This window comes from Kaistella sp. SH40-3 (genome assembly GCF_030686865.1).
Taxonomy (GTDB): Bacteria; Bacteroidota; Bacteroidia; order Flavobacteriales; family Weeksellaceae; genus Kaistella.
Genome location: NZ_JAQYUS010000001.1, coordinates 352226 through 378505, shown reverse-complemented (window position 1 = coordinate 378505; position 26280 = coordinate 352226). Strand labels below are relative to the sequence as shown.

The 26280-nt window shown below is 34.8% G+C and carries 35 protein-coding genes and 1 tRNA gene; 22 read left to right on the top strand and 14 right to left on the bottom strand.

Features of this window, described 5'->3' with window-relative positions; genetic code table 11:
• Positions 1-109: 109 nt before the first annotated feature.
• The 14 genes from PUH65_RS01715 to PUH65_RS01650 all read left to right on the top strand — a co-directional run bounded on the left by PUH65_RS01715 (position 110) and on the right by PUH65_RS01650 (position 9583).
• Entirely contained in the window at positions 110-472 is a 363-nt protein-coding gene (locus PUH65_RS01715) for a hypothetical protein (protein WP_305518127.1), read from the top strand.
• Between the two features lie 109 nt (positions 473-581).
• A complete protein-coding gene (locus PUH65_RS01710) occupies positions 582-1445 on the top strand; it encodes a hypothetical protein (RefSeq protein WP_305518126.1) in 864 nt (287 codons plus the stop codon).
• A gap of 132 nt (positions 1446-1577) precedes the next feature.
• A complete protein-coding gene (locus PUH65_RS01705; protein WP_305518125.1) occupies positions 1578-3569 on the top strand; it encodes a TonB-dependent siderophore receptor in 1992 nt (663 codons plus the stop codon).
• A 95-nt stretch (positions 3570-3664) separates the two neighbouring features.
• On the top strand, positions 3665-4108 hold the full coding sequence (locus PUH65_RS01700; protein ID WP_305518124.1) for a hypothetical protein: 444 nt from the start codon (positions 3665-3667) through the stop codon (positions 4106-4108).
• Between the two features lie 75 nt (positions 4109-4183).
• Complete coding sequence (locus PUH65_RS01695) at positions 4184-4990, top strand: sulfite exporter TauE/SafE family protein (protein WP_305518123.1); 807 nt, start codon at positions 4184-4186, stop codon at positions 4988-4990.
• Positions 4987-5367, top strand: a complete 381-nt coding sequence (locus PUH65_RS01690) for a hypothetical protein (RefSeq protein WP_305518122.1) — start codon at positions 4987-4989, stop codon at positions 5365-5367. Before PUH65_RS01695 ends, PUH65_RS01690 begins: the two co-directional genes overlap by 4 nt.
• A 254-nt stretch (positions 5368-5621) precedes the next feature.
• Positions 5622-7031 (top strand): rhodanese-like domain-containing protein, encoded by a 1410-nt coding sequence (locus PUH65_RS01685; RefSeq protein WP_305518121.1) that lies wholly within the window; start codon positions 5622-5624, stop codon positions 7029-7031.
• Positions 7031-7405 carry a rhodanese-like domain-containing protein gene (locus PUH65_RS01680; RefSeq protein WP_305518120.1) on the top strand — a complete coding sequence of 125 codons (375 nt, stop codon included), beginning with the start codon at positions 7031-7033 and terminating at the stop codon, positions 7403-7405. Before PUH65_RS01685 ends, PUH65_RS01680 begins: the two co-directional genes overlap by 1 nt.
• Positions 7402-7701 carry a cupin domain-containing protein gene (locus tag PUH65_RS01675; protein WP_305518119.1) on the top strand — a complete coding sequence of 100 codons (300 nt, stop codon included), beginning with the start codon at positions 7402-7404 and terminating at the stop codon, positions 7699-7701. Before PUH65_RS01680 ends, PUH65_RS01675 begins: the two co-directional genes overlap by 4 nt.
• The gene (locus PUH65_RS01670) at positions 7701-8201 is read left to right on the top strand and encodes a methyltransferase domain-containing protein (RefSeq protein ID WP_305518118.1); all 501 of its coding nucleotides are present in this window, start codon (positions 7701-7703) and stop codon (positions 8199-8201) included. The genes PUH65_RS01675 and PUH65_RS01670 overlap by 1 nt, the downstream gene beginning before the upstream one ends.
• A 107-nt stretch (positions 8202-8308) precedes the next feature.
• Positions 8309-8524 carry a DUF2892 domain-containing protein gene (locus tag PUH65_RS01665; protein ID WP_305518117.1) on the top strand — a complete coding sequence of 72 codons (216 nt, stop codon included), beginning with the start codon at positions 8309-8311 and terminating at the stop codon, positions 8522-8524.
• 194 nt (positions 8525-8718) lie between these two features.
• A complete protein-coding gene (locus tag PUH65_RS01660; protein ID WP_305518116.1) occupies positions 8719-9030 on the top strand; it encodes a rhodanese-like domain-containing protein in 312 nt (103 codons plus the stop codon).
• A complete protein-coding gene (locus tag PUH65_RS01655; RefSeq protein ID WP_305518115.1) occupies positions 9027-9233 on the top strand; it encodes a hypothetical protein in 207 nt (68 codons plus the stop codon). Before PUH65_RS01660 ends, PUH65_RS01655 begins: the two co-directional genes overlap by 4 nt.
• A 50-nt stretch (positions 9234-9283) precedes the next feature.
• On the top strand, positions 9284-9583 hold the full coding sequence (locus PUH65_RS01650) for a co-chaperone YbbN (RefSeq protein WP_305518114.1): 300 nt from the start codon (positions 9284-9286) through the stop codon (positions 9581-9583).
• A gap of 2 nt (positions 9584-9585) precedes the next feature.
• On the opposite strand, the gene PUH65_RS01645 is transcribed toward PUH65_RS01650, so the two are convergent.
• Positions 9586-10344, bottom strand: a complete 759-nt coding sequence (locus PUH65_RS01645; protein WP_305518113.1) for an amidohydrolase — start codon at positions 10342-10344, stop codon at positions 9586-9588.
• 129 nt (positions 10345-10473) lie between these two features.
• Between PUH65_RS01645 and PUH65_RS01640 the strand changes: the two genes are divergently transcribed.
• The 3 genes from PUH65_RS01640 (at position 10474) to PUH65_RS01630 (ending at position 12520) form a co-directional block, all read left to right on the top strand.
• Complete coding sequence (locus PUH65_RS01640) at positions 10474-10917, top strand: DUF6646 family protein (protein WP_305518112.1); 444 nt, start codon at positions 10474-10476, stop codon at positions 10915-10917.
• Positions 10918-11028: 111 nt separating this feature from the next.
• Positions 11029-12372, top strand: coding sequence for an RIP metalloprotease RseP (gene rseP, locus PUH65_RS01635; RefSeq protein ID WP_305518111.1), 1344 nt, complete (start codon positions 11029-11031; stop codon positions 12370-12372).
• A 74-nt stretch (positions 12373-12446) separates the two neighbouring features.
• Positions 12447-12520 (top strand) — tRNA-Asn (locus PUH65_RS01630).
• 368 nt (positions 12521-12888) lie between these two features.
• On the opposite strand, the gene pepT is transcribed toward PUH65_RS01630, so the two are convergent.
• The gene (gene pepT / locus PUH65_RS01625) at positions 12889-14148 is read right to left on the bottom strand and encodes a peptidase T (protein WP_305518110.1); all 1260 of its coding nucleotides are present in this window, start codon (positions 14146-14148) and stop codon (positions 12889-12891) included.
• Between the two features lie 186 nt (positions 14149-14334).
• On the opposite strand from pepT, the gene PUH65_RS01620 reads away from it, so the two are divergent.
• Together PUH65_RS01620 and PUH65_RS01615 are read left to right on the top strand one after the other, a co-directional pair.
• Positions 14335-15183, top strand: a complete 849-nt coding sequence (locus tag PUH65_RS01620) for a hydroxymethylglutaryl-CoA lyase (protein WP_305518109.1) — start codon at positions 14335-14337, stop codon at positions 15181-15183.
• A gap of 80 nt (positions 15184-15263) precedes the next feature.
• Positions 15264-15668 carry an OsmC family protein gene (locus tag PUH65_RS01615; RefSeq protein WP_305518108.1) on the top strand — a complete coding sequence of 135 codons (405 nt, stop codon included), beginning with the start codon at positions 15264-15266 and terminating at the stop codon, positions 15666-15668.
• 50 nt (positions 15669-15718) lie between these two features.
• On the opposite strand, the gene PUH65_RS01610 is transcribed toward PUH65_RS01615, so the two are convergent.
• The 4 genes from PUH65_RS01610 to PUH65_RS01595 are packed head-to-tail and all read right to left on the bottom strand — an operon-like array spanning position 15719 to position 17440.
• Positions 15719-16045: an SUF system Fe-S cluster assembly protein gene (locus PUH65_RS01610; RefSeq protein WP_305518107.1), complete on the bottom strand. Its 327-nt coding sequence runs from the start codon at positions 16043-16045 to the stop codon at positions 15719-15721.
• Positions 16046-16059: 14 nt separating this feature from the next.
• Positions 16060-16758: a 3'-5' exonuclease gene (locus PUH65_RS01605; protein WP_305518106.1), complete on the bottom strand. Its 699-nt coding sequence runs from the start codon at positions 16756-16758 to the stop codon at positions 16060-16062.
• 26 nt (positions 16759-16784) lie between these two features.
• Positions 16785-17126 (bottom strand): tRNA-binding protein, encoded by a 342-nt coding sequence (locus PUH65_RS01600; protein ID WP_305518105.1) that lies wholly within the window; start codon positions 17124-17126, stop codon positions 16785-16787.
• A gap of 11 nt (positions 17127-17137) precedes the next feature.
• Positions 17138-17440, bottom strand: a complete 303-nt coding sequence (locus PUH65_RS01595) for a cytochrome C (RefSeq protein ID WP_305518104.1) — start codon at positions 17438-17440, stop codon at positions 17138-17140.
• 140 nt (positions 17441-17580) lie between these two features.
• Here PUH65_RS01595 and meaB point away from each other — a divergent pair, with 140 nt between their 5' ends.
• Entirely contained in the window at positions 17581-18564 is a 984-nt protein-coding gene (meaB, locus tag PUH65_RS01590) for a methylmalonyl Co-A mutase-associated GTPase MeaB (RefSeq protein WP_305518103.1), read from the top strand.
• A 1-nt stretch (position 18565) separates the two neighbouring features.
• Here the strand turns inward: meaB and PUH65_RS01585 are convergent, their stop codons facing one another.
• Both PUH65_RS01585 and PUH65_RS01580 read right to left on the bottom strand, forming a co-directional pair.
• Positions 18566-19171 carry a DUF4251 domain-containing protein gene (locus PUH65_RS01585; RefSeq protein ID WP_305518102.1) on the bottom strand — a complete coding sequence of 202 codons (606 nt, stop codon included), beginning with the start codon at positions 19169-19171 and terminating at the stop codon, positions 18566-18568.
• A 68-nt stretch (positions 19172-19239) separates the two neighbouring features.
• Positions 19240-19773: a DUF4251 domain-containing protein gene (locus PUH65_RS01580; protein WP_305518101.1), complete on the bottom strand. Its 534-nt coding sequence runs from the start codon at positions 19771-19773 to the stop codon at positions 19240-19242.
• A gap of 101 nt (positions 19774-19874) precedes the next feature.
• On the opposite strand from PUH65_RS01580, the gene PUH65_RS01575 reads away from it, so the two are divergent.
• Both PUH65_RS01575 and PUH65_RS01570 read left to right on the top strand, forming a co-directional pair.
• A complete protein-coding gene (locus PUH65_RS01575) occupies positions 19875-20684 on the top strand; it encodes a M48 family metallopeptidase (RefSeq protein ID WP_305518100.1) in 810 nt (269 codons plus the stop codon).
• A gap of 72 nt (positions 20685-20756) precedes the next feature.
• A complete protein-coding gene (locus PUH65_RS01570) occupies positions 20757-21083 on the top strand; it encodes a hypothetical protein (RefSeq protein ID WP_305518099.1) in 327 nt (108 codons plus the stop codon).
• A 34-nt stretch (positions 21084-21117) separates the two neighbouring features.
• Here the strand turns inward: PUH65_RS01570 and PUH65_RS01565 are convergent, their stop codons facing one another.
• From PUH65_RS01565 to PUH65_RS01540, 6 genes are read right to left on the bottom strand one after another with little or no spacing between them, the layout of a single operon-like run.
• The gene (locus tag PUH65_RS01565) at positions 21118-21750 is read right to left on the bottom strand and encodes an outer membrane beta-barrel protein (protein ID WP_305518098.1); all 633 of its coding nucleotides are present in this window, start codon (positions 21748-21750) and stop codon (positions 21118-21120) included.
• Positions 21743-22552, bottom strand: a complete 810-nt coding sequence (locus PUH65_RS01560) for an ABC transporter ATP-binding protein (protein WP_305518097.1) — start codon at positions 22550-22552, stop codon at positions 21743-21745. The genes PUH65_RS01565 and PUH65_RS01560 overlap by 8 nt, the downstream gene beginning before the upstream one ends.
• Positions 22552-23304 carry an ABC transporter permease gene (locus tag PUH65_RS01555; RefSeq protein ID WP_305518096.1) on the bottom strand — a complete coding sequence of 251 codons (753 nt, stop codon included), beginning with the start codon at positions 23302-23304 and terminating at the stop codon, positions 22552-22554. The genes PUH65_RS01560 and PUH65_RS01555 overlap by 1 nt, the downstream gene beginning before the upstream one ends.
• Before the next feature lie 38 nt (positions 23305-23342).
• Complete coding sequence (locus PUH65_RS01550) at positions 23343-24716, bottom strand: exopolysaccharide biosynthesis polyprenyl glycosylphosphotransferase (RefSeq protein ID WP_305518095.1); 1374 nt, start codon at positions 24714-24716, stop codon at positions 23343-23345.
• 34 nt (positions 24717-24750) lie between these two features.
• A complete protein-coding gene (locus tag PUH65_RS01545; protein ID WP_305518094.1) occupies positions 24751-25383 on the bottom strand; it encodes a 7-carboxy-7-deazaguanine synthase QueE in 633 nt (210 codons plus the stop codon).
• On the bottom strand, positions 25376-26260 hold the full coding sequence (locus PUH65_RS01540; protein ID WP_305518093.1) for a bifunctional 5,10-methylenetetrahydrofolate dehydrogenase/5,10-methenyltetrahydrofolate cyclohydrolase: 885 nt from the start codon (positions 26258-26260) through the stop codon (positions 25376-25378). The genes PUH65_RS01545 and PUH65_RS01540 overlap by 8 nt, the downstream gene beginning before the upstream one ends.
• Between the last annotated feature and the right edge of the window lie 20 nt (positions 26261-26280).

Sequence of the window (26280 nt, the reverse complement as noted above, 5' to 3'; positions counted from 1 at the left end):
AAGATAAAAAATAATAAAGATTATAAATTACGTTGGATAAAATATTCCCTAATTTAGATGATGAAAATCATTTCCAATTAAGATAAAAAAGTCTTAATTTTGACCTGTCATGAAATCCATAATTACAATCATATTATCAGTCATCATTTTTGGGGCAAGTTTCCAGAATTCGCTGTTTATGATTGATTATAAAATTAATCAGGAGTTCTACGAAATTCATTGTATCAATAAAGATAAACCGAGCCTGGCTTGTCACGGTAAATGTCAAATGCAAAAGGAAAGTGAAAAAAGCACGAATCCTTTTAATCTTGTAAAATACTCGTTTGAGTTTAATATTTTACCGACTGCGCCACTTGATTACTTTGTTAAAAAACCAAATTACGTTCAGTCTGAATCTGCGGATTTTAGTTACAGAGAATTGTTTATTCCAGAAATCTCGCTCAGTATTCTACCGCATCCGCCGCAAGTATAATTTGATGTATTCCATTTACTTCTTCTTTTTCAATTGAAAATGAGGTGGGTTAACCGTCTCTTTTAAGAGGGAAAAATCTACACTCAAATTATCACTTAAATTCAAAAAAATGAAATTTTCATTCAAAACTATATTTGCCTTATTGGCAATGGCATTCCTTGTAATCTCTTGTCGTACGTCTGATGATGATCCAATCGCTGCCGTAAATCCTAATACTGAAATCGAAGGCTTATTAAAAATTAAAGAAGTCACCAACGATACGCATGTTATCGAACTGTATTCTAAATCCGGAGCAACCACTTTAGGGTATAACGATATCAAACTTCGTATTAAAAATAAATCGACCAATCAGTACGAAAAAAACGCAGCCATTACCTGGAAACCGATGATGCATATGACTTCAATGATGCATTCTTGTCCGAATTCAACGGTACAAAAAGTAACTTCTGACGGATCTTTATATTCAGGTTATATCGTTTTTCAAATGCCTGAGAATGCGACTGAATATTGGGATCTGAAAATTGATTATACAATTGGTACCACTACTTACACGGCAACTACTGTAATTAATGTTCCTGTTGAAACTAAAAAAACAGTGAACTCATTTGTGGGAAGCGACGGTGTGAAATATGTCATGGCTTACATCGACCCGAAATCTCCGAAAGTTGCAACAAATGATATGACTTTAGGAGTTTGGAAAATGCAGGACATGAATAATTTCCCTGTGGTAGATGGTTATACCGTAAAAGTAGATCCAAGAATGCCGGGAATGGGAAATCACAGTTCACCCAATAATGTTCACGCAACTCAAACTGCTGCTGGTAAATTATACAATGGTAAACTTTCATTAACAATGACGGGCTACTGGAAAATCAATTTACAATTGGTAAAAGGAGACGGAACTGTGTTGGCTGGACAAGAAGTTACAGACTCCAATCCTGCGAGCAATATCTTTTTCGAACTCGATTTCTAATTATTCATTACAAAAAATCATCAGGACTAATTATTTGAAATAATAGTAGTTAGTCTTGATTTTCTCTATTTTTTAGATGCTAAATCTTTGGTATAAAGGTTTAAAGACATCGTATTAATCAAACGCTTTATCATGAAACGAATCCTACTTGTGAATATTTTCGTTCTCCTATTTACCAATAGTTTTGCGCAACAATATTCATCAGATTCCACCAAGTCACACCATATTCAGGAAGTTATTGTGATTGGAACGACTAAAATTTCCAGCAAAGAAAACAAACCCTTAGGTTCAATTGATGAATACCTACAAAAATCTGCGAAAGTGGATATGGTGAAACGGGGCGCTTATGCCTGGGAACCGCTCATCAATGGTTTGCCGACCGAACGAACTTTAGTCACTATTGACGGAATGCGAATTTTTGGTGCGTGTACTGACAAAATGGATCCGATCACTTCCTATATCGAAGTTTCTAATTTAATGGAAGCCAGCATCAGTTCAGGTCAGGAAGGTTCTTGCCACGGAAATACCATCGGCGGTTCTATCGATTTGAAAAGAAACAAAATGATGTTTGGTCAAAAGAAATGTAACTTTAATGTCAACAGCGGTTACGAATCGGTCAATCAGCAAAAGATTTTCGGTGCAGGAACGAACTTTAAAACAGAGAAATTCTACACCGATGTTAATTTTATGACGCGTGATGCTGAGAATTATAAAGCCGGCGGTAATGTCGAAGTTCCGTATTCCCAGTTTCAAAAAATAAATGTTTCCGGAATTTCCGGAGTAAAGTTGGGTGAAAACAAATTATTAGAAGCCTCAGTTATTTATGACAAAGCCAATGATGTCGGTTATCCTGCTTTACCAATGGATGTTTCGGTTGCCGAAGCATTAATTACTTCTTTGAAATTTCAAGTGTTGCCAGAAAGTGACTTTCTGAAAAGTTGGGAAACAAAAGTTTATTTCAACACCATCATGCACAGAATGGATGATACCAAAAGACCAAACGTGCCGATTCACATGGATATGCCGGGTTGGAGTAAAACCTATGGTTATTATTCTCATTTAAAATCGGTTTTCAATAACCATAATTTATTATTGAACATCAATGGATTTTACAATAAATCCCGTGCAGAAATGACGATGTATCCTGCTGATAAAAGTGAAAAATTAATGTTCATGTTGACTTGGCCGGATGTCAGAACGCTTTCTCAGGCAATTTATCTGGAAGATCAAATTAATTTGACTCAAAATTCAAGTTTGAAATTATCTGCTTCAGTAACCATGCATCAAAATAAGGTGGAAAGTGAATTTGGTCTAAACAGTTTGCAGATTTTTTACCCGGAAATGAATGCTGAGAAAACCAGAGTTCTAAAAAGTTTCGCTGCCAATTATCAGTTTGATAAAAATGGATTTCAGGCAGGTTTCGGTTTAGGATACGGAGATCGTGCGCCATCAGTTTCGGAAGGGTACGGGTTTTATTTATTTAACAGTTTCGAGAAATACGATTATATAGGAAATCCAAATCTTAAAAATGAATCTTCATTAGAAGCAAACGCTTTTGTCGGTGTGAAAAAAGAAAAATACAGTGCTAAAGTTTCCTCTTCTTATTTTCATATTTCGAATTATATCGTCGGAAAAATCTTAGATCATCTTGTTCCGATGACAATTGGCGCTGATGGTGTTAAAGGTTACACGGCTTTAGATTATGCAACTTTATTTAATATTAGTTTATCAACAGAAGTAAAAGTTGCTGATCCTTTAAAATGGACAACACAATTTGTTTACACTCGCGGAAAAGATAATCACAATGGGAATTTGCCTTTTATGAGTCCGTTCAGTTATCAAACATCTTTGCGGTACGAAAAGAATAAATTCTCTGCAGAAGCAGCCGTTTTTGGAAACACGAAATATCAGGATTTCGCCCCGCAATATGGCGAATCTGAAACTCCGGCTTATGCGATCATCAATGCGAACTTTGGTTATTTACTTCCGCTTGGACAAACAAAACTGTACACAAAAATTGGCGTAGAAAATATTTTAGACCGAAACTTTACCACTTATTCTGACTGGAATAAAATCCCACAACCAGGACGTAATTTCTTTATTAATCTGAATTTTAGTTGGTAGCAAAAGAAGATTTAAACCTGCTAAATGTTGGTTGCTGTATAAAAATCTTCACAGAAATTTTCTGTAAATTTGTTAGATAACAAAATCGAAATATCATGAAAAGAGCAGATATCATCACCATTATCATTGAAGAACAAAAAGTGGTTATCGAAAGTTTGAAGCAGTCTGTAGAACATTATAAAATTGCGTCAGATGTGGATGAAGAAAGTACGCATGACCCGGAAGATTTTTCGAACCAGACCCAAGCGAAAGATATGCAACTTCGATTTGAGAAAATGTTGAAAGAAGCAGAACAAAACCTCGCTTTTTTAGAGGGTGAACTTAAACAGTCACATGATAAAATCGAAAAAGGAACGCTTATAGAAACCGATCAGAGTTTTTTATTCGTCGGCATTTCTGTTCCTCCTTTCAAATTTGAAAATAAAGAGGTCATTGCCTTTTCTGACCATGCGCCGGTTTTCCAAAACATCAAAGGGAAAAGTAAAGGCGATACCGTTGAGGTTGGGTCAAAATCACTTCAAATTATTGCCTTCAGTTAAATGCTGGATTCGCTTCTGTAACTTCGGTCACTGTCTATGCAAAAATTAAAGAGTATTTTTGCTAAAATTAATTACATGGAGTTATTAGGATATTTTTCGGCAATCGTTATTGGTCTCGTTATGGGCTTGATAGGAGGTGGCGGAAGTATTTTAAGCGTTCCTATTTTCGTTTATATTTTCGGTTTTGATCCAGTAACTGCGACAACACTTTCGCTTTTTGTGGTAGGTATTACAAGTTTAGTTGGGTCGGCAGGATTCGTGAAAGAGAAAATGATTGATTTTCAAACGGCTTTAATTTTTGGTATTCCGTCTGTTTTGGGCGTGTTATTTTCAAGGAGACTGGTTTTGCCTTATTTACCCGAATACATCATTAACCGTTGGGGAATTACTTTAACGAAAGACATGTTTCTACTTTTGTTATTTTCTATTTTAATGTTGATTGCCTCAGCAAAAATGATTAGAAAAACCGAAAGCCCATCGGGAAGAAAACAAAACGGAAATAATTACACTATTTTAATATCTCAAGGACTTTTAGTTGGAATTATTACAGGATTAATCGGAGCCGGCGGTGGATTTTTAATCGTACCTGCTTTAGTAATGTTGATTGGATTACCAATGAAAAAAGCAGTCGCAACATCATTATTTATCATTGCAATGAATTCGATTCTTGGTTTCCTCAGCACCATGAAAATGGTTGCACACGACTGGACTTTTCTTATCATCTTTTCATCGTTATCAGTCATTGGAATTTTTATAGGAATAGTCTTGGCAAAGAACATAGATGGTCGAAAATTAAAACCCGCGTTTGGTTGGGTCGTCCTGTTAATGGGATTATTTATCATTATTAAAGAAATATTTATTAAACAACAATTAGCAATATGAAGAAGTTATTGATTTTTACATTAGGACTGTTTTTATTAACAGCCTGTAAAAAAGAACAAGAAAACACGACCAACTCTACTGAAGTTTCTAAAGATCCGAACGCAGTAAGTTTAGTTCAGGAAACCACCAAATTGAAAAATGACAAAGGGGAATTGATGGCTGTTACTTATTTTGCGCAAGGTGATAATATTGCCGTGAAATTAGAGCAAGAAGGTAAACCAGAAGAAATTCTAATTGCTAAAAAAATCAATAGCAAAGGTGAACCCGTTTTCGCTAATGAAAAAATGATGTGGGAAGGCGCTCTTGGAGCAGGCGGAAAATTGACTGATGGTCAAGGTAATGCAACTCAATACAGAGAAATCGACGAAAGTAAGTAAAAACGGATTTCTTAATTTAACTAAGATGAAATTGCTTTAAAATCTTAATTTTTTTTGATTGTCCGTAAATAATAATTTGTAATTCGTTGCGAACTTTGTTAAGTGAAACGCCTTTGCGAACTTTAAAAACGTGCGAAAAAAAGCATTTTTTTTAATAAAACTTTGCGTCTTTGCGTTTAAAATTTTCATTATTATTGAATACGGATATACATTTAATTTTTAAATAAATTTTAAAGTGTAAAAAATTGAAATAGATGACAGTAGAACAAATTTATACAGGATGTCTCGCTCAGGGAGCGTATTATATCGTTTCTGAAAATGAGGCAGCGATTATCGATCCATTAAGAGAAACTAAACCTTATACCGATCGGTTAGAAAAAGATGGCGTCAAATTAAAATATATTTTTGAAACGCATTTCCATGCAGATTTTGTTTCCGGACATGTGGACTTATCCAAAAAAACGGGCGCGCCAATCGTTTACGGACCGACAGCAAATCCCGATTTTGATGCAATCATTGCAGAAGATGGACAAATTTTTGAAATCGGAAAAATAAAGATTAAAGTATTGCATACTCCAGGTCATACCATGGAAAGTTCAACCTATCTTTTAATTGATGAAAACGGAAAAGAAACTGCAATTTTTAGTGGAGATACTTTGTTCCTAGGTGATGTTGGAAGACCAGATTTGGCTCAAAAAGCAGCAAGCATGACTCAGGAAGAACTGGCTGGAATTTTATACGACAGTTTACAAAATAAAATAATGCCTTTAGCAGATGATATCACGGTTTATCCAGCACACGGTGCGGGTTCTGCTTGTGGTAAAAATATGCAAAAGGAAACCGTTGATACTTTAGGAAACCAAAAGAAAACCAATTACGCACTGAACCAACCCAACAAAGAATCTTTCATAAGAGAAGTTTTGGATGGTTTATCTGCACCGCCAAAATATTTCGGAATGAACGTGGCTTTAAATAAAGGAGGTTACGAAGATTTCGATGTTGTTCTTAAAAAAGGAAGTCATCCTGTTTCTGCGGAAGATTTTGAAGCAGTTGCAGAAGATTCTGGTGCTTTGATTTTAGATACGCGAAATGCTGCAGATTTCCATAAAGGATTTGTTCCCAATGCTATCAATATTGGTTTGCAGGGAGATTTTGCACCTTGGGTTGGAGCCATGATTTATGATGTGAAACAACCGATTTTATTGGTAACTGATTTAGGCGCTGAAGAGGAGGCAATCACGCGTTTGGCACGAGTCGGTTTCGATAACGTGATTGGTTATTTAGAGGGTGGTTTTGAATCTTGGAAAAATTCAGGAAAAGAAGTTGATTATGTTAATAGAATTTCTGTTCAGACTTTTGCAGATCAGTTGACAGAAGATTCGAAAGTAATCGATGTAAGAAATGAAACTGAATATGCGGCAGAGCATGTGAATGAAGCGTACAGCAGACCTTTGGTTGATATTAATGAATGGGCATCAACATTAAATAATGATGAACACTTCTTCTTGCATTGTGCGGGTGGTTACAGAAGTATGATTGCTGCAAGTATCTTAAATTCAAGAGGAATTAGAAACTTCTCTGAAATAGAAGGCGGTTTTAACGCGATTAAACAAACGAGCGTTCCAAAAAGTAATTTTGTTTGTCAAAGTAAAACGTTAAACTAATGAGATTAAAAACTTTTTTTATTATAGGTGCGATTTCAATAGGATTGTGGTCTTGTAAAACAGCAAGTCCAGTTGCAGAAGGCTCTCGCGCAGAGATTAAAGAATTGGTAATGAGTCCAGAAACAACTTTGGTTGATGTTCGGATTCCAGAAGAGTTTTTAGAAAAAACAGCCGAAGGAGCGGTTAATATTCCTTTAGCAAAGATTGAAGATAATCTCGATTTCTTCCGAAAGCAAAAGCAAGTGGTTTTATTTTGCAACAGAGGAAGACAATCGGAAGAAGCCATTAAAATTTTAAAAAAGAACGGAATTACCAACGTTTACAGTGGGAAAACCGTTCAGAATATTGATGCAATAAAAAACGAAAGGAAATGAAAAATATATTAGACAATATTACTTTTAGTAATGATAAGGCAAATGTTTTTCCATTAAAGAAAACTGATGAAATTAAATACTTCGCAGTAGCGTTGGGAAAAGGTGCAACGTTGAAAAAACACAAAGCGCCAGTTCCGTCGACCTTAGTAGTTTTAAAAGGGAAGATTAATTTCTTGATTCAGAATGAGGAAATCAAGCTAAAGCAATTTGATGTTTATGAAATTCCCGTAGATGTGGAGCACGAAGTAGTTGGTCTTGAGGAGGAAAATATTTTCTCTGTTGCACAGGAACTGTAATGAAAGAAAATTCTTCAGATCAAAATAATCTCGGTAAGAACTATTGGGACGAAAGGTGGGAAACCAGACAAACCGGTTGGGATATCGGTTATTCCTCACCTGCGATTGAAGAATATGTTTTGCAATATCAGAATAAAGAAGCAGGCATTTTAATTCCCGGTTGTGGAAATGCGTATGAAGTTGAATTTCTCTGGAATCTTGGGTTCAAAAACATAACCGTTTTAGATATTTCATCAAAAGCAGTTGAGATTTTAAAAGAGAAATATAAAGATAGGGAAGGTGTTACAGTTATTTGTGAAGACTTCTTTAAACACCATGGAAATTACGATCTCATAATTGAACAAACTTTTTTCTGTGCAATAAATCCCAATTTAAGAACGCAGTATGCAGAGAAAATGCATGAGTTGCTTGATGAGAATGGAAAAATAATCGGGGTGATGTTTAATAAAACTTTCGAAAAAGCGGAACCTCCGTTTGGCGGAAGTATTCCAGAAATATGAATCTGTTTTTAGCAAATATTTTCAAATTCAAAAGATGAAAGAATGTTAAAACAGTATCGGATCCAGAAAAGGAAGTGAAATTTTTATTAACCTTAAAAAGCAATAATATGAAAACAAACATGGGCGGGTTTGACCGGATTTTACGATTCGCGATTGCTGCAATTATCGGTTATCTTTACTACGCTCATATCATCTCAGGAACTTTGGGAATTGTACTTGTTGTGTTGGCTGTGGTTTTCGTACTAACAAGTTTTATTGGTTTTTGCCCGCTTTATACTTTCTTTGGAATTAATTCCTGCAAAAAAAAAGTAAAATTAAAATGATGAATTTTTTAGTAAAATATAAATTAGGAATAGTCGGAATTATCGTTGGTGGAATTTTAGGATTCTTACTATCATTTTATCGGCTGTAATACAGGAACTTGTGCCATTACTTCCAAACCATTTAACTCAACTGCTTATGGAATGGTGATGGGTTATTTAATGTTTTCGGTATTTCAAAAATCTAAAATAAAAGAATGCTTAATTTTATTAAAAAACTATTTGCTGGTAATTCAGTAGATTATAAAGAACTATTTATTGCTGGTGCACAAATTATTGATGTGCGAACTCCTGCTGAGTTTAGTAACGGTCATATCAAACAATCGACAAATATTCCTTTGCAAAAACTGCAAAGTGAAATGAAGAAACTCGATTTGAAAAAACCAATCATCACTTGTTGTGCAAGCGGAATGAGAAGTGCTTCGGCCAAATCGATTCTTCAGCAAAATGGTTTCGAAGTCTATAACGGCGGCGGCTGGAGTTCACTTCAAAATAAATTGAACAAATGAAAAGTTTATTACAAAACTGGACTTTAAGCAGATTCCTTTATTTGGCTGCTGGAATATTTTTTGTACTCATCGCAGCAAATGATCGCATTTGGTTTATGATTCCGTTTGGATTATATTTCATGGCGATGGCAATATTTAAGTTTGGCTGTACTGGTGGCTCTTGCCAGGTTCCATTAAAAAAGGAAGAAAAGCATTTGAACTAAATATTTAGTTGAAGAAATTAATAGTCATATTTATTATCTTATTTAAAGTTATGTCACAAAAATTTAAAGAACTTATCGATTCAGAACGTCCGGTATTAATTGATTTTTTTGCAACATGGTGTGGACCATGTAAAGTACAATCTTCAGTTTTAAATACCGTAAAAGAGAATGTTGGCGAAATGGCCAGAATTGTAAAAATAGATATTGATCAATTTCCATCAATCGCTTCAGAATATGGAGTTCGTGGGGTTCCAACTTTAGCCGTTTTCAAAAAAGGGGAATTGCTTTATAAAGAAAGCGGGGTACATGATGTGAATCGACTGACTGATCTTTTAAAAAGATTTGCTTAATCTTATCGCAGTAAAAACTCATCACGATCCGACAGAAAAGGAAAATTATTTCTAAATTCCTTAAGTTTTACAGCGTCTAAATTTGCTGTAACTATATTGTTATTTGTTGTGGAAATTTCTGTTCCATCAGCGGAAAAACAATAAGAGCTTTCAGGATATTCTAAATTGTTTCCATCAATACCGATTCTGTTCAAGCCAAAAACGTACGCTTGATTTTCGATGGCTCTTGCTTTTAACAAAGTTTTCCACGCATCAATTCTACTTTTTGGCCAATTGGCAACATATAAAATACCCTCGTAATCTCCATTGTTTCTGGAAAAAACAGCGAATCGTAAATCGTAACAAACCTGCAGCAAAATTCTCCAGCCTTTGTAGTTGACAATTATTCTTTCATTTCCGGCGCTGTATTTCTTATCTTCTCCAGAGTAAGAAAAAAGATGCTTTTTATCGTAAGAAGAATAGTTTCCACTAGGTTCTACAAAATAAAATCTGTTCAAAAACTTCCCTCCTTCACAAATAGAGGCACTTCCACAAACTGCAATATTCTTTTCTTTCGAAAACTTTTTCATCCACTCTAAAGTTTCCTCATTTCGATCCGCAATTTCTTCAGGCTTCATATAGAAACCAGTAGAAAACATTTCTGGTAGCATAATTACATCTGCTGATGTTTCTTTGAAAGCACTTTCGATTTGTTTGAAATTTTCAGTTTTATTTTTCCAGATGATATTTAAATTTAAACCGCTAATTATTAAATTATTCATGATTGTTATTTTGTAAAAGAAACTGAAATGTACAAATTTTATCTTAAAAAAGTTAAAGAAATCACAAATTGGTCTAATCTTTGAATGTTAAACTTTATCATTGAAAATAACATTAAAAATTTAAACATTATGAAAAAGGTACTATTGGTATGCGCAATGTTCTTTTTAGGACAAATGGCATTTGCTCAAGCTTGGCAAGGAAAAGGAGACCAAAAAATCCAAGTTGGATTAAACGGTTGGGGTTACGGAACGGGAATTACCGCGACTTACGATTATGGTTTGTCTAAATTAATCTCTGTGGGTGCTGGGGCGAATTTCTTTTTTGACCATAGTGATGATAAATATGAAGATGATGACTTTGGAGTATTTGGAAGATTAAACTTTCACTTACAGGAGCCATTAGGACTTCCTTCAAACTGGGATATTTATCCAGGTGTAGATTTAGGTCTTTTAGGTAAAAGCGGAACATACTTCGGAGCACACTTGGGAGTGAGATATTTCTTCAACAATAACGTTGGTATTTTCCTTGAAGCAGGAAATAATGGAGCAATTGGTGTTTCTTTCAACTTGTAAGAAATTCAGGCATATAACACAAAAGGTTCTCATTTTGAGAGCCTTTTTTATTTGGCATACTTTTGATAATTTGTATCTTCGCAAATCTTTAAAATAATTTAAATACATTCAATGACGTTAATACAGTTATTTCAATTTATATTGAGCATCTCAATTCTAGTCGGTCTTCACGAATTAGGACATTTTATTCCCGCTAAACTTTTCAAGACTCGAGTAGAGAAATTCTATCTTTTTTTTGATCCATGGTTTTCATTATTCAAAACAAAAATTGGTGGTACAGAGTACGGAATCGGTTGGCTGCCTTTTGGTGGTTATGTGAAAATTGCCGGAATGGTAGACGAAAGCATGGATACCGAACAGTTAAAACAGCCTGCGCAACCTTGGGAGTTTCGTAGCAAACCAGCCTGGCAACGTCTAATCATTATGATGGGTGGTGTAACTGTTAACTTCTTTTTGGCTTGGTTCATCTATTCTTCGTTAAGTTATTTTAAAGGAGAAACGTTCCATGATCTTTCTAAATTCGAGAACGGGATTTCAGTTTCACCTGCTGGACAGAAAATGGGATTAAAAAGTGGTGATAAAATTCTGAAAATTGATGGAAAACCAGCCGAAAGGATGGAGACTTCTACTATTAATATGCTTTTCGCTAATAAGGTAACGGTTCTTAGAAATGGTAAAGAAGTTACTTTTCCTATTAATGAGGATGGTGTAGCTGATGTTTTGGCAGAAAACGAAACTAAGTTATATTTCGGACCTCGTTATCCAGTGGTTATAGACAGTCTTTTCCCAGCAGGTGGAGCAAAGGCAGCTGGTTTGTTAAAAGGTGATAGAATCGTAGGAATTAATGGCAAGGCAATTGGTTTCTTTGATGAGTTGCAACCACAACTTGCTCAATTCAAAAATCAAGACATTGTTTTAGATATTCAAAGAGATAACACGGCTGCTGTAGAAAAGGTTAATGTAAAAGTAAGTAATGAAGGAAAACTTGGTTTCTCAAATGATACTTCACTTCCGCAAAAAGAGTTTGAAAAAACACAGGTTACCAAACGATATTCTGTTTTGGCAGCAATTCCAAGAGGTCTAACCAGAACAATCGATGTTTTGACAATGCAAATCAAACAATTTAAAATTGTTTTCAATACTAAAACACAAGGTTATAAAAAAGTTTCAGGTCCAATAGGAATTATCAAGCAAATGCCAGAAACGATCAACTGGGAGTTTTTCTGGAGTTTTACAGCGATGTTTTCAGTGTGGTTGGCTTTCCTTAATTTAATTCCAATTCCAGGATTAGATGGTGGACACGTGGTTTTCACGCTTTGGGAAATGATTACTGGGAAACCAGTACCGCAAAAAGTTTTAGAAAATGCACAGGTTATTGGAGTTGTTTTTCTAATGGGACTCATGGTTTTGATCTTTGGAAACGATATTTTAAAATGGATTACAGGAAAATTTTAAAAATATTTGAAAATAATTTTGGCAATTCTAAAAAAGTTTTTATATTTGCAAACGCTTAGCGCAAAGAGCAACACTCCTCTTTAGCTCAGTTGGTTAGAGCATCTGACTGTTAATCAGAGGGTCCTTGGTTCGAGCCCAAGAAGAGGAGCAAAACCATCACAGAAATGTGATGGTTTTTTTGTTTTGAATTTAAAGTTGCAGAGTTATAACTTACATATAAACAATACTTTGAACATTTTTTTTAATTAAGTAAAAGATGTTTGAAGTATTCTTACGTTCTATTTTCAAATTAAAAAGACATATTCTATTCTAAAAAGGATCGAGATTATTTTTATAGACGTCTGGAACAAAGATGTTTTTAAAGGCACAGCAGCAATCTTATTCAATTGCGGAATAAATTTAGTTTTTCAACAAATTTAAATTTTGAAGATTAAAAGTCTATTTTTTTAATCCTTTCTTAAATAAAAAAACCACCATTAATTAAAATGATGGTTTCAATAAAACAGAATTCAAGTTTTATTTCTTCTTCATGGCTTTCGCAATATTCACTATTACTTTTACAGCTTTCTCCATTGATTCCAGGCAAACATATTCGTAAGGTCCGTGGAAGTTAATTCCGCCCGCAAAAATGTTCGGACAAGGTAAACCCATGTAAGAAAGTTGTGCGCCGTCTGTACCGCCGCGTATGGCTTTTATTTTGGGTTGAATGTTCGCGTCTTTCATTGCCTGTTCTGCAATATCTACAATATGCATTTTGCCTTCAAACTGCTGCTTCATATTGCGGTACTGGTCTTTGATTTCAATTTCTGCAGTTCCAGCACCAAATTTTTTGTTGAATTCTGAAACAATATCAGTCATGAATTTTTTTCTCGCCTCAAATTTCTCGTTATGGTGATCACGAATGATGTATTGAATTTTGGCTTCCGAAACTTCAGATTTTAAATCAGTTAAATGATAGAATCCTTCAAATCCTTTTGTCGTAGAAGGTGTTTCGTTTTCTGGAAGCATTTTAATGAATTCTGCGGCAAGTAAAGAAGCGTTAACCATTTTACCAATCGCATAACCTGGGTGAACACTTAAGCCGTGAATTCTCACCACTGCGCCGGCTGCATTGAAGTTTTCATATTCCAATTCACCCACTTCACTTCCGTCCATGGTGTAAGCCCATTCTGCACCGAATTTTTTCACATCAAATTTATGGGCACCGCGACCGATTTCTTCGTCAGGCGTGAATCCAATTGCGATTCTTCCGTGTTTAATTTCCGGATGTGCTAAAAGATATTCTGCTGCGGTTACGATTTCTGCAACACCTGCTTTATCATCAGCACCGAGCAAGGTGGTTCCGTCGGTTGTGATTAAAGTTTTGCCAACATAATCTTTTAAAGTTTCAAATTTTGAAGGTGAAAGAATAAATCCAGTTTCTTTATTCAAAATTAAATCTCCGCCATCATAATCATCCCAAATTTGTGGATTCACATTTTCACCACTGAAGTCTGGCGAGGTGTCATAATGCGCTATAAATCCAACAACAGGTTCATTGTCGTTTTCTAAATTAGAAGGAACATAAGCGTAAATATAGCCGTGTTCATCCATAGAAACATCACTTAGTCCAAGCGTTTTTAATTCTTCGAAGATATATTTGGCAATATCCCATTGCTGTGGAGTAGAAGGTGTGGATTCACTTTCGGGATCGCTGGTAGAATATATTTTTACATAATTAATGAAGCGGTTCTGTAACTTCAGTTTCCAATCGAGGTTAAAATCTATGGTCGTCATAATTGCATATTTTTAACAAAGTTAAAATTTTACACTGATGATATGGTAAATAGGTCGAAATTATTTTAGTCAAATTAATAAACAGATTTTATTTAAATAATTGTAAATCAGTCGTTTAAAATGATTTTAAATTTATTTAAAGGTTTTTTAAAGTTTTGGTATATTTGAGAAAATCAAAAAATCAAAATGTTTCTAACCGAATGTCCACGTGATGCAATGCAAGGTTGGGGTGAATTCATCCCGACTCAAAAGAAAATAGACTACATTAATTCATTAATGGAAGTAGGTTTTGATGTGCTCGATTGCGGTAGTTTTGTATCTCCAAAAGCAATTCCTCAAATGGCAGATTCAGGAACCGTGATTGATGAAATTGATAAAGGCGTATCAAATACGAAGCTTTCAGTAATTGTTGGGAATTACCGTGGTGCAGAAAAAGCATTGGATCATCAAGCGGTTGATATTGTAGGTTTTCCTTTTTCTATTTCAGAAACTTTTCAACACCGAAACACCAATAAAAATCAGGAAGAAGCCTTTAATGATATTAAAAAGATTACCGAAATTTTAGAATCGGATGGTCGGATTTTGAACGTTTATTTTTCAATGGCTTTCGGGAATCCTTATGGTGAAATCTGGAAAGCAGAAGACGTAAATTATTGGGCGCAAAGATTTAATGATATTGGTGTTAAAAATATTTTACTTTCAGATACAACCGGAACAGGAACATTAGAACAAATTGAATTGCTCTTTAAAACCATTCCTGCAAAATACCCTGAAATTGATTTTGGAGCGCATTTTCATAACCGTTATGAAGATTCTTATAAAAAATTAAAAGCGGCGTACGATAATGGTTGTCGCAGATTTGATTCTGCAATTAAAGGAATTGGTGGTTGTCCAATGGCGAAAGATGATTTGGTGGGAAATATGCCGACCGAACAAGTCATTAATTTTATGGCGGTAGAAAAAATTGAACATTCCTTAAATTTGCTCAATTTCGAAAGTGCATATAACAAAGCAAAAGATATTTTTCATTTTTAATAATGATTAAAGTATGATAGATGTTTTGTGTTAAAAGTTAAACGAATACGTTATCTTTATCGTAAAATAAACGCAAAACTATGACTGCAACAATTACTTATTTAGGCGACTTCAAGATTATTTCGAAACACGAAAAATCCGGTGCTACAATTACGACCTGTGCACCATTAAGAGAAGGTGGCACTTCTGAATTTTTTTCGCCTTCTGATATATTTGGAATTTCTTACGGCCAGTCGATGTTGATGGCTGTAGCGGTTTTAGGAGAACCGAGAGGAATTTTTATTACTGGAGCAACCTGTGAATTAAAAAAATCTACCTATCCGGAACCGAAAAGAATTGGGACCATTTTCTGTATTGTAAGAATCCCTGGGAAATTTACTGATGAACAAAAGAAATTCATCGAAGAAACTGCGCTAAGTTGCCCTGTTGCCTTATCGATACATCCCAGCGTACAGAAAACTGTAATGTTTGAGTTTGAAGGATAAATCTAAAACTAAATTAAAAAAAGAATGCTGGAAATTTCCAGCATTCTTTTTTATATCATTCCCAATTCAAACCGGGCTTCTTCGCTCATCATGTCTTTGTTCCAAGAGGGTTCAAAGGTGAGTTCCAAATCGACTTCAACCACATCTTCAACTTCGCTTACTCGCTCCCGAACTTCTGCGGGTAAACTTTCTGCAACCGGACAATTGGGTGTTGTTAAAGTCATGATCACTTTCACTTTTCCTTCTTCAGAAATTTGTACGTCATAGATTAATCCTAATTCGTAAATATCAACCGGGATTTCTGGATCATAAACGGTTTTGAGGGCTGTAATAATATTTTCGCCGATCTCGGCAATTTTGTCTTCTGTATATTTCATCTACTTTGGGAACGTTAATTTTCGCTTTTTTCTAATAAATCTTCCTGACGCATGCGCCGAAAAACATTTGCCAAAGTTAAGACATCTTTTTCACAATATTGAACGATTCTAAATAAGTCTTTCTCTATATAATAGATTGATGCTACCATTGACCCATCAATATCGTCCTTAGGGGTTGGGATTCCGAAGAGGTGAGCCAGTAACTCTAAGGAGATAAAAGATTTATAATCCCCGAATTTCCAAAGTTCCATGGTGTCTAAATGTGGAATTTCCCACGGTTTCTTTCCGAACATTTGAAATGGCAATGGAGGTTGCATTCCATTAATCAAAAACCGACGTGCAATCCAGGGAAAATCGAACTCTTTCCCGTTATGAGCGCAAAGAATAACATCACGAAGTTTTGGTCTGTTGAAGATTTCTCCAAATTCTTCCAGTAACTTCTTTTCATCGTCACCGTAGAAACTTTTAATCATCAACTTTCCATTTTTTTCTAATATCCCGACTGAAATACAAATGATCTTACCAAATTCCGCCATAATTCCACCTCTTTCGTTGTAAAATTCTTCTGCGGTGAATTCTTCTTTTCTTTGAAATCTCGTTTTTTTATCCCAAAGATATTGGCCGGTTTCATCTAAATCTTCCCAGTTGCCATATTGTGGAACGGTCTCAATATCCAGAAATAATACTTTTTCTAAAGGAATATTTTGAATCATAATTATAGTTTTTATTGAAAGTTTTGTTATCCGATCGCTAATCCATTTTTTACCGGAAATGTTGTGGTAAGAATTGTTACGTCCTTATTTTCGCCAATAACTCCCAATACCAAGCATTCGCTGAAGAAGTTGGCAATTTGTTTCTTTGGAAAATTAACAATAGCGATGATTTGTTTTCCGATGAGGTCTTCTTTTTGGTATAATTCGGTAATCTGTGCTGAAGATTTTTTAATTCCTAAATCACCGAAATCGATTTCTAACTGATAAGATGGATTTCTTGCCTTAGGAAAATCTGAAACGGAAATAATTGTTCCGCTTCTTAAATCAATTTTTTCGAAATCATTCCAGGATATTTCAGGTTTTATCATTCCAGAAATTTTTATTTTACAGAAACGATATAGTCATAAACCATTTGATGTTGAGCGTCGTTTAAATGTGCTTTTGGTGCCATTGAGTTCATAATTCCTACCCAATCTTGTGCATTGTGATCAGCAGGGTTTGGCAAGTCATGACATTTCCCACAAGAGTTATAGAAAATGGTTTTACCTTGGGCAAGATATTCTGCGGTAATTGTTTTAGTTCCTGCAACTCCTGTTTTTGGGCTGCAAGAAAACATCAATCCGATTGCTCCAAATGCTGCGATTAAGAAAGTATAACTTGGTTTTGATGGTGTTAATTTCATGACTTTATTTTTTATTGTTCATTCAAAAATAGGCAATTTTCTTTTTAGATTTATTTGAATTGAAATAATCATCATTCAAAAGAAATTTTTGCAGAAATGTTGATTACTTAATTTCACAAAAGAATTGTATTTTTGAATGAATGAAAACTCCTTCTAACCAAGAACTGATAAAAGGGATACAGTCCGGCGACAAAAGATTGCTCGGGAAAGCAATCACGTTGGTGGAAAGTAAAAAAGTGGAACACCGTAAACAAGCCGAAGAACTTTTAAAAGAAATCTTACCCTTCACGGGAAAGTCAATCAGAGTCGGAATTACAGGAGTTCCTGGTGCAGGAAAATCAACCTTCATCGAAAGTTTCGGAAAGTTGGCGATTCAGCACGGGAAAAAAGTTGCGGTCTTAGCAATCGATCCCAGTTCTTCTTTAAATAAAGGGTCTATTCTAGGCGATAAAACTAGAATGGAAGAATTGTCGAAGGAGAAAAACGCCTTTATCCGTCCAAGTCCGACTTCTGGATTTCTGGGTGGAATTGCTAATGCGACATTTGAGTCGATGTTGATTTGTGAAGCGGCAGGTTATGATTTTATTTTAATAGAAACCGTGGGTGTTGGTCAAAGTGAAGTTTTAGTTTCCGATATTACGGATGTTTTTTTATTCTTAAAGGTTATAGGTGGTGGCGACGAACTTCAGGGAATAAAACGGGGTATTATGGAAATGGTAGATCTTATTTTCATTAATAAAGTAGAAGAAGAAAACCGCCTGAAAGCAAAAAACACGAAAGTTGAATTAATGCGAGCACTTCATTTTTTACCATCAAAAGAAAAAAACTGGAAAGTTCCTGTACTGCTTGGTTCTGCTTTGAACAATACAGGTTTAGAAGAGGTTTATGAAAAGATTGAAGAGTTTATCGATTTGAAAATAACCAATCATTCCTTTGAAAAAAAACGCCGAATGCAAGCAGAGAAACGCTTCGATTATTGGGTTCAGGAATATATTTTGCAAAAAACAAAATCTGATAAATCAACCGAAACCTTTTACGAAGAGCATAAAAAAAATGCTTCTGAACTGAAATCAAATCCAAGTACAGAAGCAAAAATTTTTGTTGAGAAATTATTAAAAAAATAAATTACTTTTTTGCAATTACATTTTTGTTCCTTACATAACCAAAATACGAAGTTGATTTTTGATCACCAGGTTCAAATACAACGTTAGTCTTACCGTCTTTGAAAACTTCCATTTTAATTGTTATCGGATTATTGCTGTCTTTAGCAATGATTGTTAAAGCAGTGTTGCCTTTTTTATTGATTGTTTTATCCACCGTAAAATCAGAAGAAGTAAAGTGAATCAATCTGTAATCCCAAGTCATATCTTGAATCGTTCCTGATGGACTTGTCTTTGTGTCTTTTAAGCCATAAAATGCAGGAAGAGTTACCATCAACTCATCTGTTGTAACAGTAATCTTATAACCAGAATCTAAGGGTGCAGATTTAGGACTAACAAAGACTTTGCGTTCACGAAAGTTTGGAGGATTGTTCCATGAGTTTCCATTTTGTTTTATTTCTTCTATGTTGTAATTGAAACCATCTTGTTCTCTCTCAGTTGCAATAAAACTAAAGTTTTCTGTTTGTAATGGGTAAACCACTTTTTTCGAAATTGCATTATTTTTAACATTGCAGGAGATTGTCATTGATAACAATACTACATATACGATTATTGAAGATAAATTTCTCATAAAGTGGTTCTTTTTTATTAATAATGTCGTTTAACTAAACTACACCTTTAATTTGAAATAAAAAAATCTTATTTTTTCACAGCAGTATTCGCCATGATATGTCCATCATAAGAAATAGATTGTCTGTCATTGGAATCAATCCATACATAGGCTTTACCGTTTTGAAAAACTTCCATATTAATGGTAATAACGTTTTGCTGATCTTTTGTGACGATGGTGAAAACTGAACTTCCTTTTTTACCTTCTTTTTTATTAATGGTAAAATCTTTCGAAGTGAAGCGGTAAGAATTTTTGTCGGGATCCATGTTTGAAGTGTACATTCTGCCAAAGTAAGGTAAAGTCACCTCCAGTTTATCTTTTCGGATTTCGATCGAATACCCGTAATCCAAATCCATCATTCGGGAAGAACTGCCACCCGGAAGTGAATTCATAACATTGATAACATCGAGATTATTCGGATTTGCATGTTCTGCCATAAAGGTAAATTCTTGGCTTTCTAATAAAGATGCAATATTTGCAGGTGAAATATTACTTTGTGTACTGCAGGAAAAAGGAATTAGAAGAGTAACTGCTAGGAAAAGTATTTTTACTAAATTTTTCATTATAATTTTTTAATAAAGATGCAAAAAAATATGCAATATTGCCATGATTTTTTTAATTGGAATAAAAATTGTGTAGACCCTAGAAATCAAAATTTACTGCTATGAAAAAAATAAATAAATTATTAGGAATAAGTGTAATGTCTGTAATGATGGTGGCTTGTACTACCAATCCAATTACAGGACGTTCTTCTTTACAATTGGCCAATAATCAAGAGATTACAGCGATGGCTCTTCAGCAATATAAGCAGGCCTTATCACAGGCAAAAGTTATTTCTGGAACGACCCAAGCAAAAAGCGTTCAGAATGTTGGTTTAAGGATTAAGAATGCAGCCAATAATTATTACCGAGGAATTGGTAGAGAAGGAGATTTGGCGAATTACCAATGGGAATTTAATTTATTAGATGATAAACAAATAAATGCTTGGTGTATGCCAGGTGGGAAAGTAGCAGTCTACACTGGGATTTTGCCTATTACTAAGACAGATACTGGTTTAGCAGTAGTATTAGGTCACGAGATTTCTCACGCACTTGCTGGACATGGTAATGAAAGAATCTCTCAAGGAATGATTGCAGAATATGGAGGAGCAATTTTAGGAAGCACTATTTCTAATGGTCAATTGGCGGCAATTTTTCAACAAGCATATCCAATTGGAGCACAGGTCGCATTATTAAAATATGGAAGAAGTCAAGAATTAGAAGCCGATGAAATGGGACTTTACTTAATGGCAATGGCAGGTTATGATCCAAGAGAAGCACAACCATTCTGGCAAAGAATGGAAGCAGCCTCTACAGGAAACAGACCTCCAGAGTTTCTTTCTACTCACCCGAATCCTGATACCAGAAGAGCGGATTTAGAAAAACATATGCCAAAAGCATTAGAGTATTTTAAAGCAGCAGGCGGCAAAATTTAACACTATTTACTATTTATAATAAAACCTTTCCGAAAATTTCTTAAATTTGGAAAGGTTTTTTAATAAGACATTATGAAAAATTTACACTTTATAGGATTTCTTCTTCTTGGTCTAGCGTTTTTGCTTTACTATATGCTCCCTGAATTTTCTTTCGTAAAACTATTCGAACCGATTATTTTAATGGGCATTCTTGCTGGAATTGGCATCGGTTTAATAATCGGAAGTATTGTAGGATACATCAGCAAAGGAACAGCCCTGAAACAAGAACAAAAAAGGAAAGAACTAATCCAACTTCGAAAAGAAAAAGAAGATCTGGAAAAGCAAGCTGCTGAATTGGCAAGGCAACAGACTACTTCTTATACAACGATAGAAGAAAATAAAAATCCTCCGAATTATTAATTCAGAGGATTTTTTTATTTGTTAAAGTTCGATTTTAGAATTCATAACCCAAACCCACCATAAATAAACTTGGTCGGCTATCGTAACGGATTGTTTCGTTGGTGTTGTTATTAATGAAATTTCTCTGATCTTTTGTAAACGCACCTTCGTATTTTGCATTTACAATTAATTTTTGAAGTTGAACTTGTGCACCGAATTGATAACCTATTGTAAAGTCCTTGGTTGCATTTTCTTTAAAATCCTTATACTGATTATCTGTCGAAAGGTTATAAGAAGCAACAGGTCCTAAAAATACTCCCAGGTTGTCTCCTAATAATTTATATCCCAAGAGAGCCGGTACATCAATTCTATTACTTTTAGCTTCAACAGTTGCAACAGTTTCATTAGTAATTAGATCTGGTACATCAAATTCTGTTTTGAAAGTGGTGTAATAGATTTCCGGCATTAAAAATAGTGAAGCTGGTAAATTTACTTTTGCAGAAAGACCAACGTTGAAGCCTGCGCTGTTTTTTCCAGAGTCGTTATATGCTTTTACAGCTGATCCTTTAATACTTTCCCAAGATGGTTTATCTGTAGGGAAAAGTAAGTTTGCTTTTGCTGCGAATTTAATCTGTGCAGAAGTTAGGACACTTGCACCAATTAAAGCGATGCTAAAAAATTTATTCATTAGAATTAGGTTTTGTTATTATATTGTCGATTGACGTTTTATTTGTTTTCATGAAATAATCTCGTAATTCCTTAAACAACTCTGATGAATAAACGAAATCAATAAGGTTTTTATTGCCTGCATTGATCAGAATGTCTTTATTGCCTTCCCATTCCTTAATCCCAAGTCGAAGATAAATGATCTTTTCTCCAATAGTCATCACCGAGTTCATATCGTGTGAATTAATGATGGTTGTGGTATTATATTCTTTGGTGATTTCTAAAAGTAAATCGTCGATAATGTTAGAGGTGTAAGGATCTAGTCCTGAATTCGGTTCATCACAAAACAGATATTTTGGATTGTTCACAATAGCTCTTGCAATGGCGACCCTTTTTTGCATTCCACCCGAAATTTCAGAAGGATATTTCCGGTTCGCTTTTTCTAAATGTACGCGTCCGATTACATCGAAAACACGTCTTTTCTTTTCCCTAAAAGTAAGATTGGTAAACATGTCCAGAGGGAAAGTAATATTTTCTTCCACAGTCATCGAGTCGAAAAGTGCACTGCCTTGAAATACAGTTCCGATTTCTGACCGAAGTTGTTGTTTTTCATCCCGAGACATATTATTAATATCCCGACTATCAAATAGAATTTCCCCTGAAGTCGGCTGATAAACATTGAGTAAACTTTTTAGAAATACTGTTTTTCCAGAACCACTTTGACCGATGATGAGGTTTACTTTCCCAGTTTCAAAGGTGGTTGAAATACCTTTTAGAACCTCGACTTCATCAAATTTTTTCTTTAAATCTTTTACTTCTATCATCAGCTAAGGAACATTTGAGTTAATATTAAGTTCATGATAATAATGGCAACAATGGTCCACACTACTGCTTGCGTACTTGCGCGACCAACCTCCAGCGAACCACCTTTAACATTATAACCAAAATAAGCGGGAATTGTTGCAATTAAGAAAGCGAATACTGCAGTTTTAAAAAAAGCATACCATATAAAATGCTGTGGCATATACATTTGTATTCCAGTAATGTAATCTGCTTTGCTCCAGTTTCCCGTGGCGGTTCCAGCAAGATATCCGCCCCAAATCCCAAAAACAATACTGATCGCAATGAGTAAAGGGTTGAAAATTATACTGGCTAAAATTTTGGGTAAAATAAGAAAGTTTGGAGAGTTAACTCCCATAATATCTAATGCATCAATTTGTTCCGTAACTCGCATTGTTCCAATACTTGATGCGATATAGGAACCTACTTTACCAGCTAAAATCACCGATATGATTGTGGGTGCAAATTCTAAAATCAAAACAACTTTTGTGGCATAACCAATAAAAGAGTTTGGTATAGGAAATGAGGAAGCACTGAAATTATTAAACATTTGAATGGCAACAACCGCACCTACAAATGTAGAAGTGAAAAGAACTAATCCGAAAGAATTAACGCCCAGATCGTAGATTTCACGCATGAATAATTTGCCGAAAATCGATGTCTTTTGAGGTTTCTTTAATGTCTTTGACAAGAGAAGGAAATATGCGCCAACTTGGCTCAACAGATTTTTTAACATGGGGCAAAATTAGTGTTTTTTATTTTTTAAAGGAGTTTTTAATTCGCATTCTTATCTCCGCCGATTACTAAGAAGACTGTTTTCAGAATAATAACCAGGTCCAAACTCAAAGTCCAGTTTTTTACGTAGAACGCATCTGCAAGAATTCTTTTTTGCATTTCAATATGCATATCACCAGCATCGCCACGCAAACCATTAACCTGTGCTAAGCCCGTAACACCAGGTTTTACTAAACTTCTGATGGAGTAACGGCCGATTTTTAATTTGTAAAAATCATCAACCAAAAGCATATGAGGTCTAGGTCCAACAACAGACATTTCTCCTTTAAATACATTGATGAATTGTGGCATTTCATCTAAACTTGTTTTCCGTAAAAAGCGCCCAATTTTGGTGATCCGTTTATCGTTCTCTTCTGTTGTTTTGGAACTTGAATGGCCATTAACACACATGGTTCTGAATTTTATACAATTAAAAACTTCGTCGTGATAACCATATCTTTTTTGTAAAAAGAAAACAGGACCCTTGCCGTCCAACTTAATTAAAATTGCAATAATCGGAAATAACCATGTACAAATCAGTAGGAGTATAATGACAGAAAATAAAATATCGAAAGTTCTTTTTATGACAATATTCGTGAGGTAATTTAAAGGGAATTTTGAACGAACCAATATAGGCTGCGTCTCAATATATCCTAAGTCATATTGAAAGAAAATATTTTTAATAACGCTCGGAATCAATGAGATACGAACTTTGTGCACTTCTGCCAATCTGTGAATTTCTGCTTCGTCTTCTTTTTCATAAGGGCTAAATTCTGTAGAAAGATAAAGGGTGTGAATGCCGTGTTCTTTCCAGAATTTTACTAGTCGGTCGAAATTAAATCGGTCTTCGGGAGGATAATCGTTAATCTTAAAACCATAATCTTTCCGTTCTGTTAAAATGTTTTTTAATATTTGAGAAGAGGCATCATCTGAAAGAAACATAATGTTCCTGTAGTTGAGACCTTTTGTTCTGATATACTTTAAAGCAAAAAATAGGGTAGATTTAATAATGAAAAGCAGAAAAAATAAACTGACTGCAATTAAAAAGCGATCCTGCTTTAGAAACTCATTATTGCTCACTTTCGCTAACAGAATTACTCCGAAAATAAAGATGAAAATGTGCGTTACCAATCGCTCCAAATAAATGGTATAGGTAATGTTTCTGGCGATGGAATATAATTTTGTTCTGCTACTTAGTAATATCCAGTAAAATATTAAAAGAGTAATTGATAGCACGTTCTGCTCCCATAATTCTTCCCCAAAGAAGATGTCATTATTTCTAAGAAAAAAGTAGACAAATACGGCCGCTATCACAATGACATCGAGGACGATAAAAGAAACTTTGAAATATCGAGAATATCGAATTCTTTGCATGCCGCACTTTAACTAGAAGTAAATCTAATATAATTTATGGAATATTCAAATACTTGTGCGTTTGTACCGAGGCTTGCCACTTTGGATTAGCCAAAATAAAATCGGTGATTTTCGGGTACATTTCTTCTCTTTTACTCCACTCACTTTGTAGATAAAGTTTACAGTTTTCTGAAATTTTTGCTGCCTGTTCTTCCGCAAATTTGAAATCACTATTGTTAAAAATAATCATTTTCAACTCGTTGGCTTTCGCATAAATTGCGGGTTTTGGCAGACCTGTTTTCTTTGGTGAAAGCGTAATCCAGTCCAAAGTTCCCGACATTTCATACGCCCCGGAAGTTTCAATATGAATCTCACAGCCGAGTTCTTTTAACTTATTGGTTAAGATTTCCAGATTCCACATTAAAGGTTCACCACCTGTTAAAACGATGGTTTTACAAAAACTTGCGGCGGTTTCTGCAATCTCTTCTGTATTCATCAAAGGATGTAAATTCGGATCCCAACTTTCTTTTACATCGCACCAATGACAGCCAACATCGCAACCTCCTAATCTGATGAAATAGGCGGCTTTTCCGGTGTGGGCGCCTTCACCTTGTATCGTATAAAAATGCTCCATCACTGGGAGCATTTTACCTTCTTTTAATAAAATATTTTCTTCTTCTTTAATCATTATATACTGAAGTTTTATAAGCCAAAATAGTGTTTTTCATCAACATGGCTCTCGTCATAGGACCGACTCCACCTGGAACAGGCGTGATCCAACTCGCTTTTTCTTTGCAACTTTCAAAATCTACGTCTCCGATCAGAGAGTACCCTTTTGGAGTTTCATCTTCAACCCGGGTAATTCCCACGTCAATAATGATGGCACCATCTTTAATCATATCTGCTTTTAAGAAATTAGGATCACCTAAAGCAGTAATAATAATGTCTGCTTTTTTGGTAAATTCTTCGATATGAGGAGTGTAAGAGTGTGTTAAAGTTACGGTTGAATTTCCCGGGAAATCTTTTCTTCCCATTAGAATACTCATCGGTTTTCCAACAATTCTACTTCTACCTATTACTACGCAGTGTTTACCTTTGGTATCTATTTTATATCTTTCTAATAAAGTCAAAATCCCAAATGGAGTTGCCGGTAAAAAGGTATCCATTTCCAAAGCCATTTTCCCGAAATTTTCCGGGTGGAAACCATCGACATCTTTTCTAGGATCAATCGCCATAATGATTTTCTCCTGATCAATTTGTTTTGGTAAAGGCAACTGAACGATGAATCCATCAACATCTTTAGACTTGTTTAGTTCATCAATTTTTTCCAAAAGTTCTGCTTCAGAAACCGTACTTGGAAATTCTACCAGCGAAGATTTAAAACCGACTTCTTTGCAATCTTTGATTTTGTTATTTACATAGGTCATGCTCGCACCATTTTTTCCAACCAGAATTGCTACCAAATGTGGTGGACGTCTGTGATTGCTAACGATTTTTTCTACGTCAATGCGGATTTCTTCCTTAATTTCCTTGGAGACTTTCAGTCCATCGAGAATTTGTGCCATTTCGTTTTTACTTTAGATTT

Coding starts and splice junctions, on each gene's coding strand:
- PUH65_RS01550 (WP_305518095.1), bottom strand. CDS start 24,716: ATGCAAAGAATTCGATATTCTCGATATTTCAAAGTTTCTTTTATCGTC.
- PUH65_RS01710 (WP_305518126.1), top strand. CDS start 582: ATGAAATTTTCATTCAAAACTATATTTGCCTTATTGGCAATGGCATTC.
- PUH65_RS01700 (WP_305518124.1), top strand. CDS start 3,665: ATGAAAAGAGCAGATATCATCACCATTATCATTGAAGAACAAAAAGTG.
- PUH65_RS01685 (WP_305518121.1), top strand. CDS start 5,622: ATGACAGTAGAACAAATTTATACAGGATGTCTCGCTCAGGGAGCGTAT.
- PUH65_RS01605 (WP_305518106.1), bottom strand. CDS start 16,758: ATGATTCAAAATATTCCTTTAGAAAAAGTATTATTTCTGGATATTGAG.
- PUH65_RS01610 (WP_305518107.1), bottom strand. CDS start 16,045: ATGAAATATACAGAAGACAAAATTGCCGAGATCGGCGAAAATATTATT.
- PUH65_RS01570 (WP_305518099.1), top strand. CDS start 20,757: ATGAAAAATTTACACTTTATAGGATTTCTTCTTCTTGGTCTAGCGTTT.
- PUH65_RS01650 (WP_305518114.1), top strand. CDS start 9,284: ATGTCACAAAAATTTAAAGAACTTATCGATTCAGAACGTCCGGTATTA.
- PUH65_RS01660 (WP_305518116.1), top strand. CDS start 8,719: ATGCTTAATTTTATTAAAAAACTATTTGCTGGTAATTCAGTAGATTAT.
- PUH65_RS01705 (WP_305518125.1), top strand. CDS start 1,578: ATGAAACGAATCCTACTTGTGAATATTTTCGTTCTCCTATTTACCAAT.
- PUH65_RS01580 (WP_305518101.1), bottom strand. CDS start 19,773: ATGAAAAATTTAGTAAAAATACTTTTCCTAGCAGTTACTCTTCTAATT.
- PUH65_RS01555 (WP_305518096.1), bottom strand. CDS start 23,304: ATGTTAAAAAATCTGTTGAGCCAAGTTGGCGCATATTTCCTTCTCTTG.
- PUH65_RS01675 (WP_305518119.1), top strand. CDS start 7,402: ATGAAAAATATATTAGACAATATTACTTTTAGTAATGATAAGGCAAAT.
- PUH65_RS01540 (WP_305518093.1), bottom strand. CDS start 26,260: ATGGCACAAATTCTCGATGGACTGAAAGTCTCCAAGGAAATTAAGGAA.
- PUH65_RS01560 (WP_305518097.1), bottom strand. CDS start 22,552: ATGATAGAAGTAAAAGATTTAAAGAAAAAATTTGATGAAGTCGAGGTT.
- PUH65_RS01620 (WP_305518109.1), top strand. CDS start 14,335: ATGTTTCTAACCGAATGTCCACGTGATGCAATGCAAGGTTGGGGTGAA.
- PUH65_RS01565 (WP_305518098.1), bottom strand. CDS start 21,750: ATGAATAAATTTTTTAGCATCGCTTTAATTGGTGCAAGTGTCCTAACT.
- PUH65_RS01575 (WP_305518100.1), top strand. CDS start 19,875: ATGAAAAAAATAAATAAATTATTAGGAATAAGTGTAATGTCTGTAATG.
- PUH65_RS01585 (WP_305518102.1), bottom strand. CDS start 19,171: ATGAGAAATTTATCTTCAATAATCGTATATGTAGTATTGTTATCAATG.
- pepT (WP_305518110.1), bottom strand. CDS start 14,148: ATGACGACCATAGATTTTAACCTCGATTGGAAACTGAAGTTACAGAAC.
- PUH65_RS01665 (WP_305518117.1), top strand. CDS start 8,309: ATGAAAACAAACATGGGCGGGTTTGACCGGATTTTACGATTCGCGATT.
- PUH65_RS01640 (WP_305518112.1), top strand. CDS start 10,474: ATGAAAAAGGTACTATTGGTATGCGCAATGTTCTTTTTAGGACAAATG.
- PUH65_RS01655 (WP_305518115.1), top strand. CDS start 9,027: ATGAAAAGTTTATTACAAAACTGGACTTTAAGCAGATTCCTTTATTTG.
- PUH65_RS01595 (WP_305518104.1), bottom strand. CDS start 17,440: ATGAAATTAACACCATCAAAACCAAGTTATACTTTCTTAATCGCAGCA.
- PUH65_RS01670 (WP_305518118.1), top strand. CDS start 7,701: ATGAAAGAAAATTCTTCAGATCAAAATAATCTCGGTAAGAACTATTGG.
- PUH65_RS01680 (WP_305518120.1), top strand. CDS start 7,031: ATGAGATTAAAAACTTTTTTTATTATAGGTGCGATTTCAATAGGATTG.
- PUH65_RS01600 (WP_305518105.1), bottom strand. CDS start 17,126: ATGATAAAACCTGAAATATCCTGGAATGATTTCGAAAAAATTGATTTA.
- meaB (WP_305518103.1), top strand. CDS start 17,581: ATGAAAACTCCTTCTAACCAAGAACTGATAAAAGGGATACAGTCCGGC.
- PUH65_RS01715 (WP_305518127.1), top strand. CDS start 110: ATGAAATCCATAATTACAATCATATTATCAGTCATCATTTTTGGGGCA.
- PUH65_RS01645 (WP_305518113.1), bottom strand. CDS start 10,344: ATGAATAATTTAATAATTAGCGGTTTAAATTTAAATATCATCTGGAAA.
- PUH65_RS01690 (WP_305518122.1), top strand. CDS start 4,987: ATGAAGAAGTTATTGATTTTTACATTAGGACTGTTTTTATTAACAGCC.
- PUH65_RS01615 (WP_305518108.1), top strand. CDS start 15,264: ATGACTGCAACAATTACTTATTTAGGCGACTTCAAGATTATTTCGAAA.
- rseP (WP_305518111.1), top strand. CDS start 11,029: ATGACGTTAATACAGTTATTTCAATTTATATTGAGCATCTCAATTCTA.
- PUH65_RS01695 (WP_305518123.1), top strand. CDS start 4,184: ATGGAGTTATTAGGATATTTTTCGGCAATCGTTATTGGTCTCGTTATG.
- PUH65_RS01545 (WP_305518094.1), bottom strand. CDS start 25,383: ATGATTAAAGAAGAAGAAAATATTTTATTAAAAGAAGGTAAAATGCTC.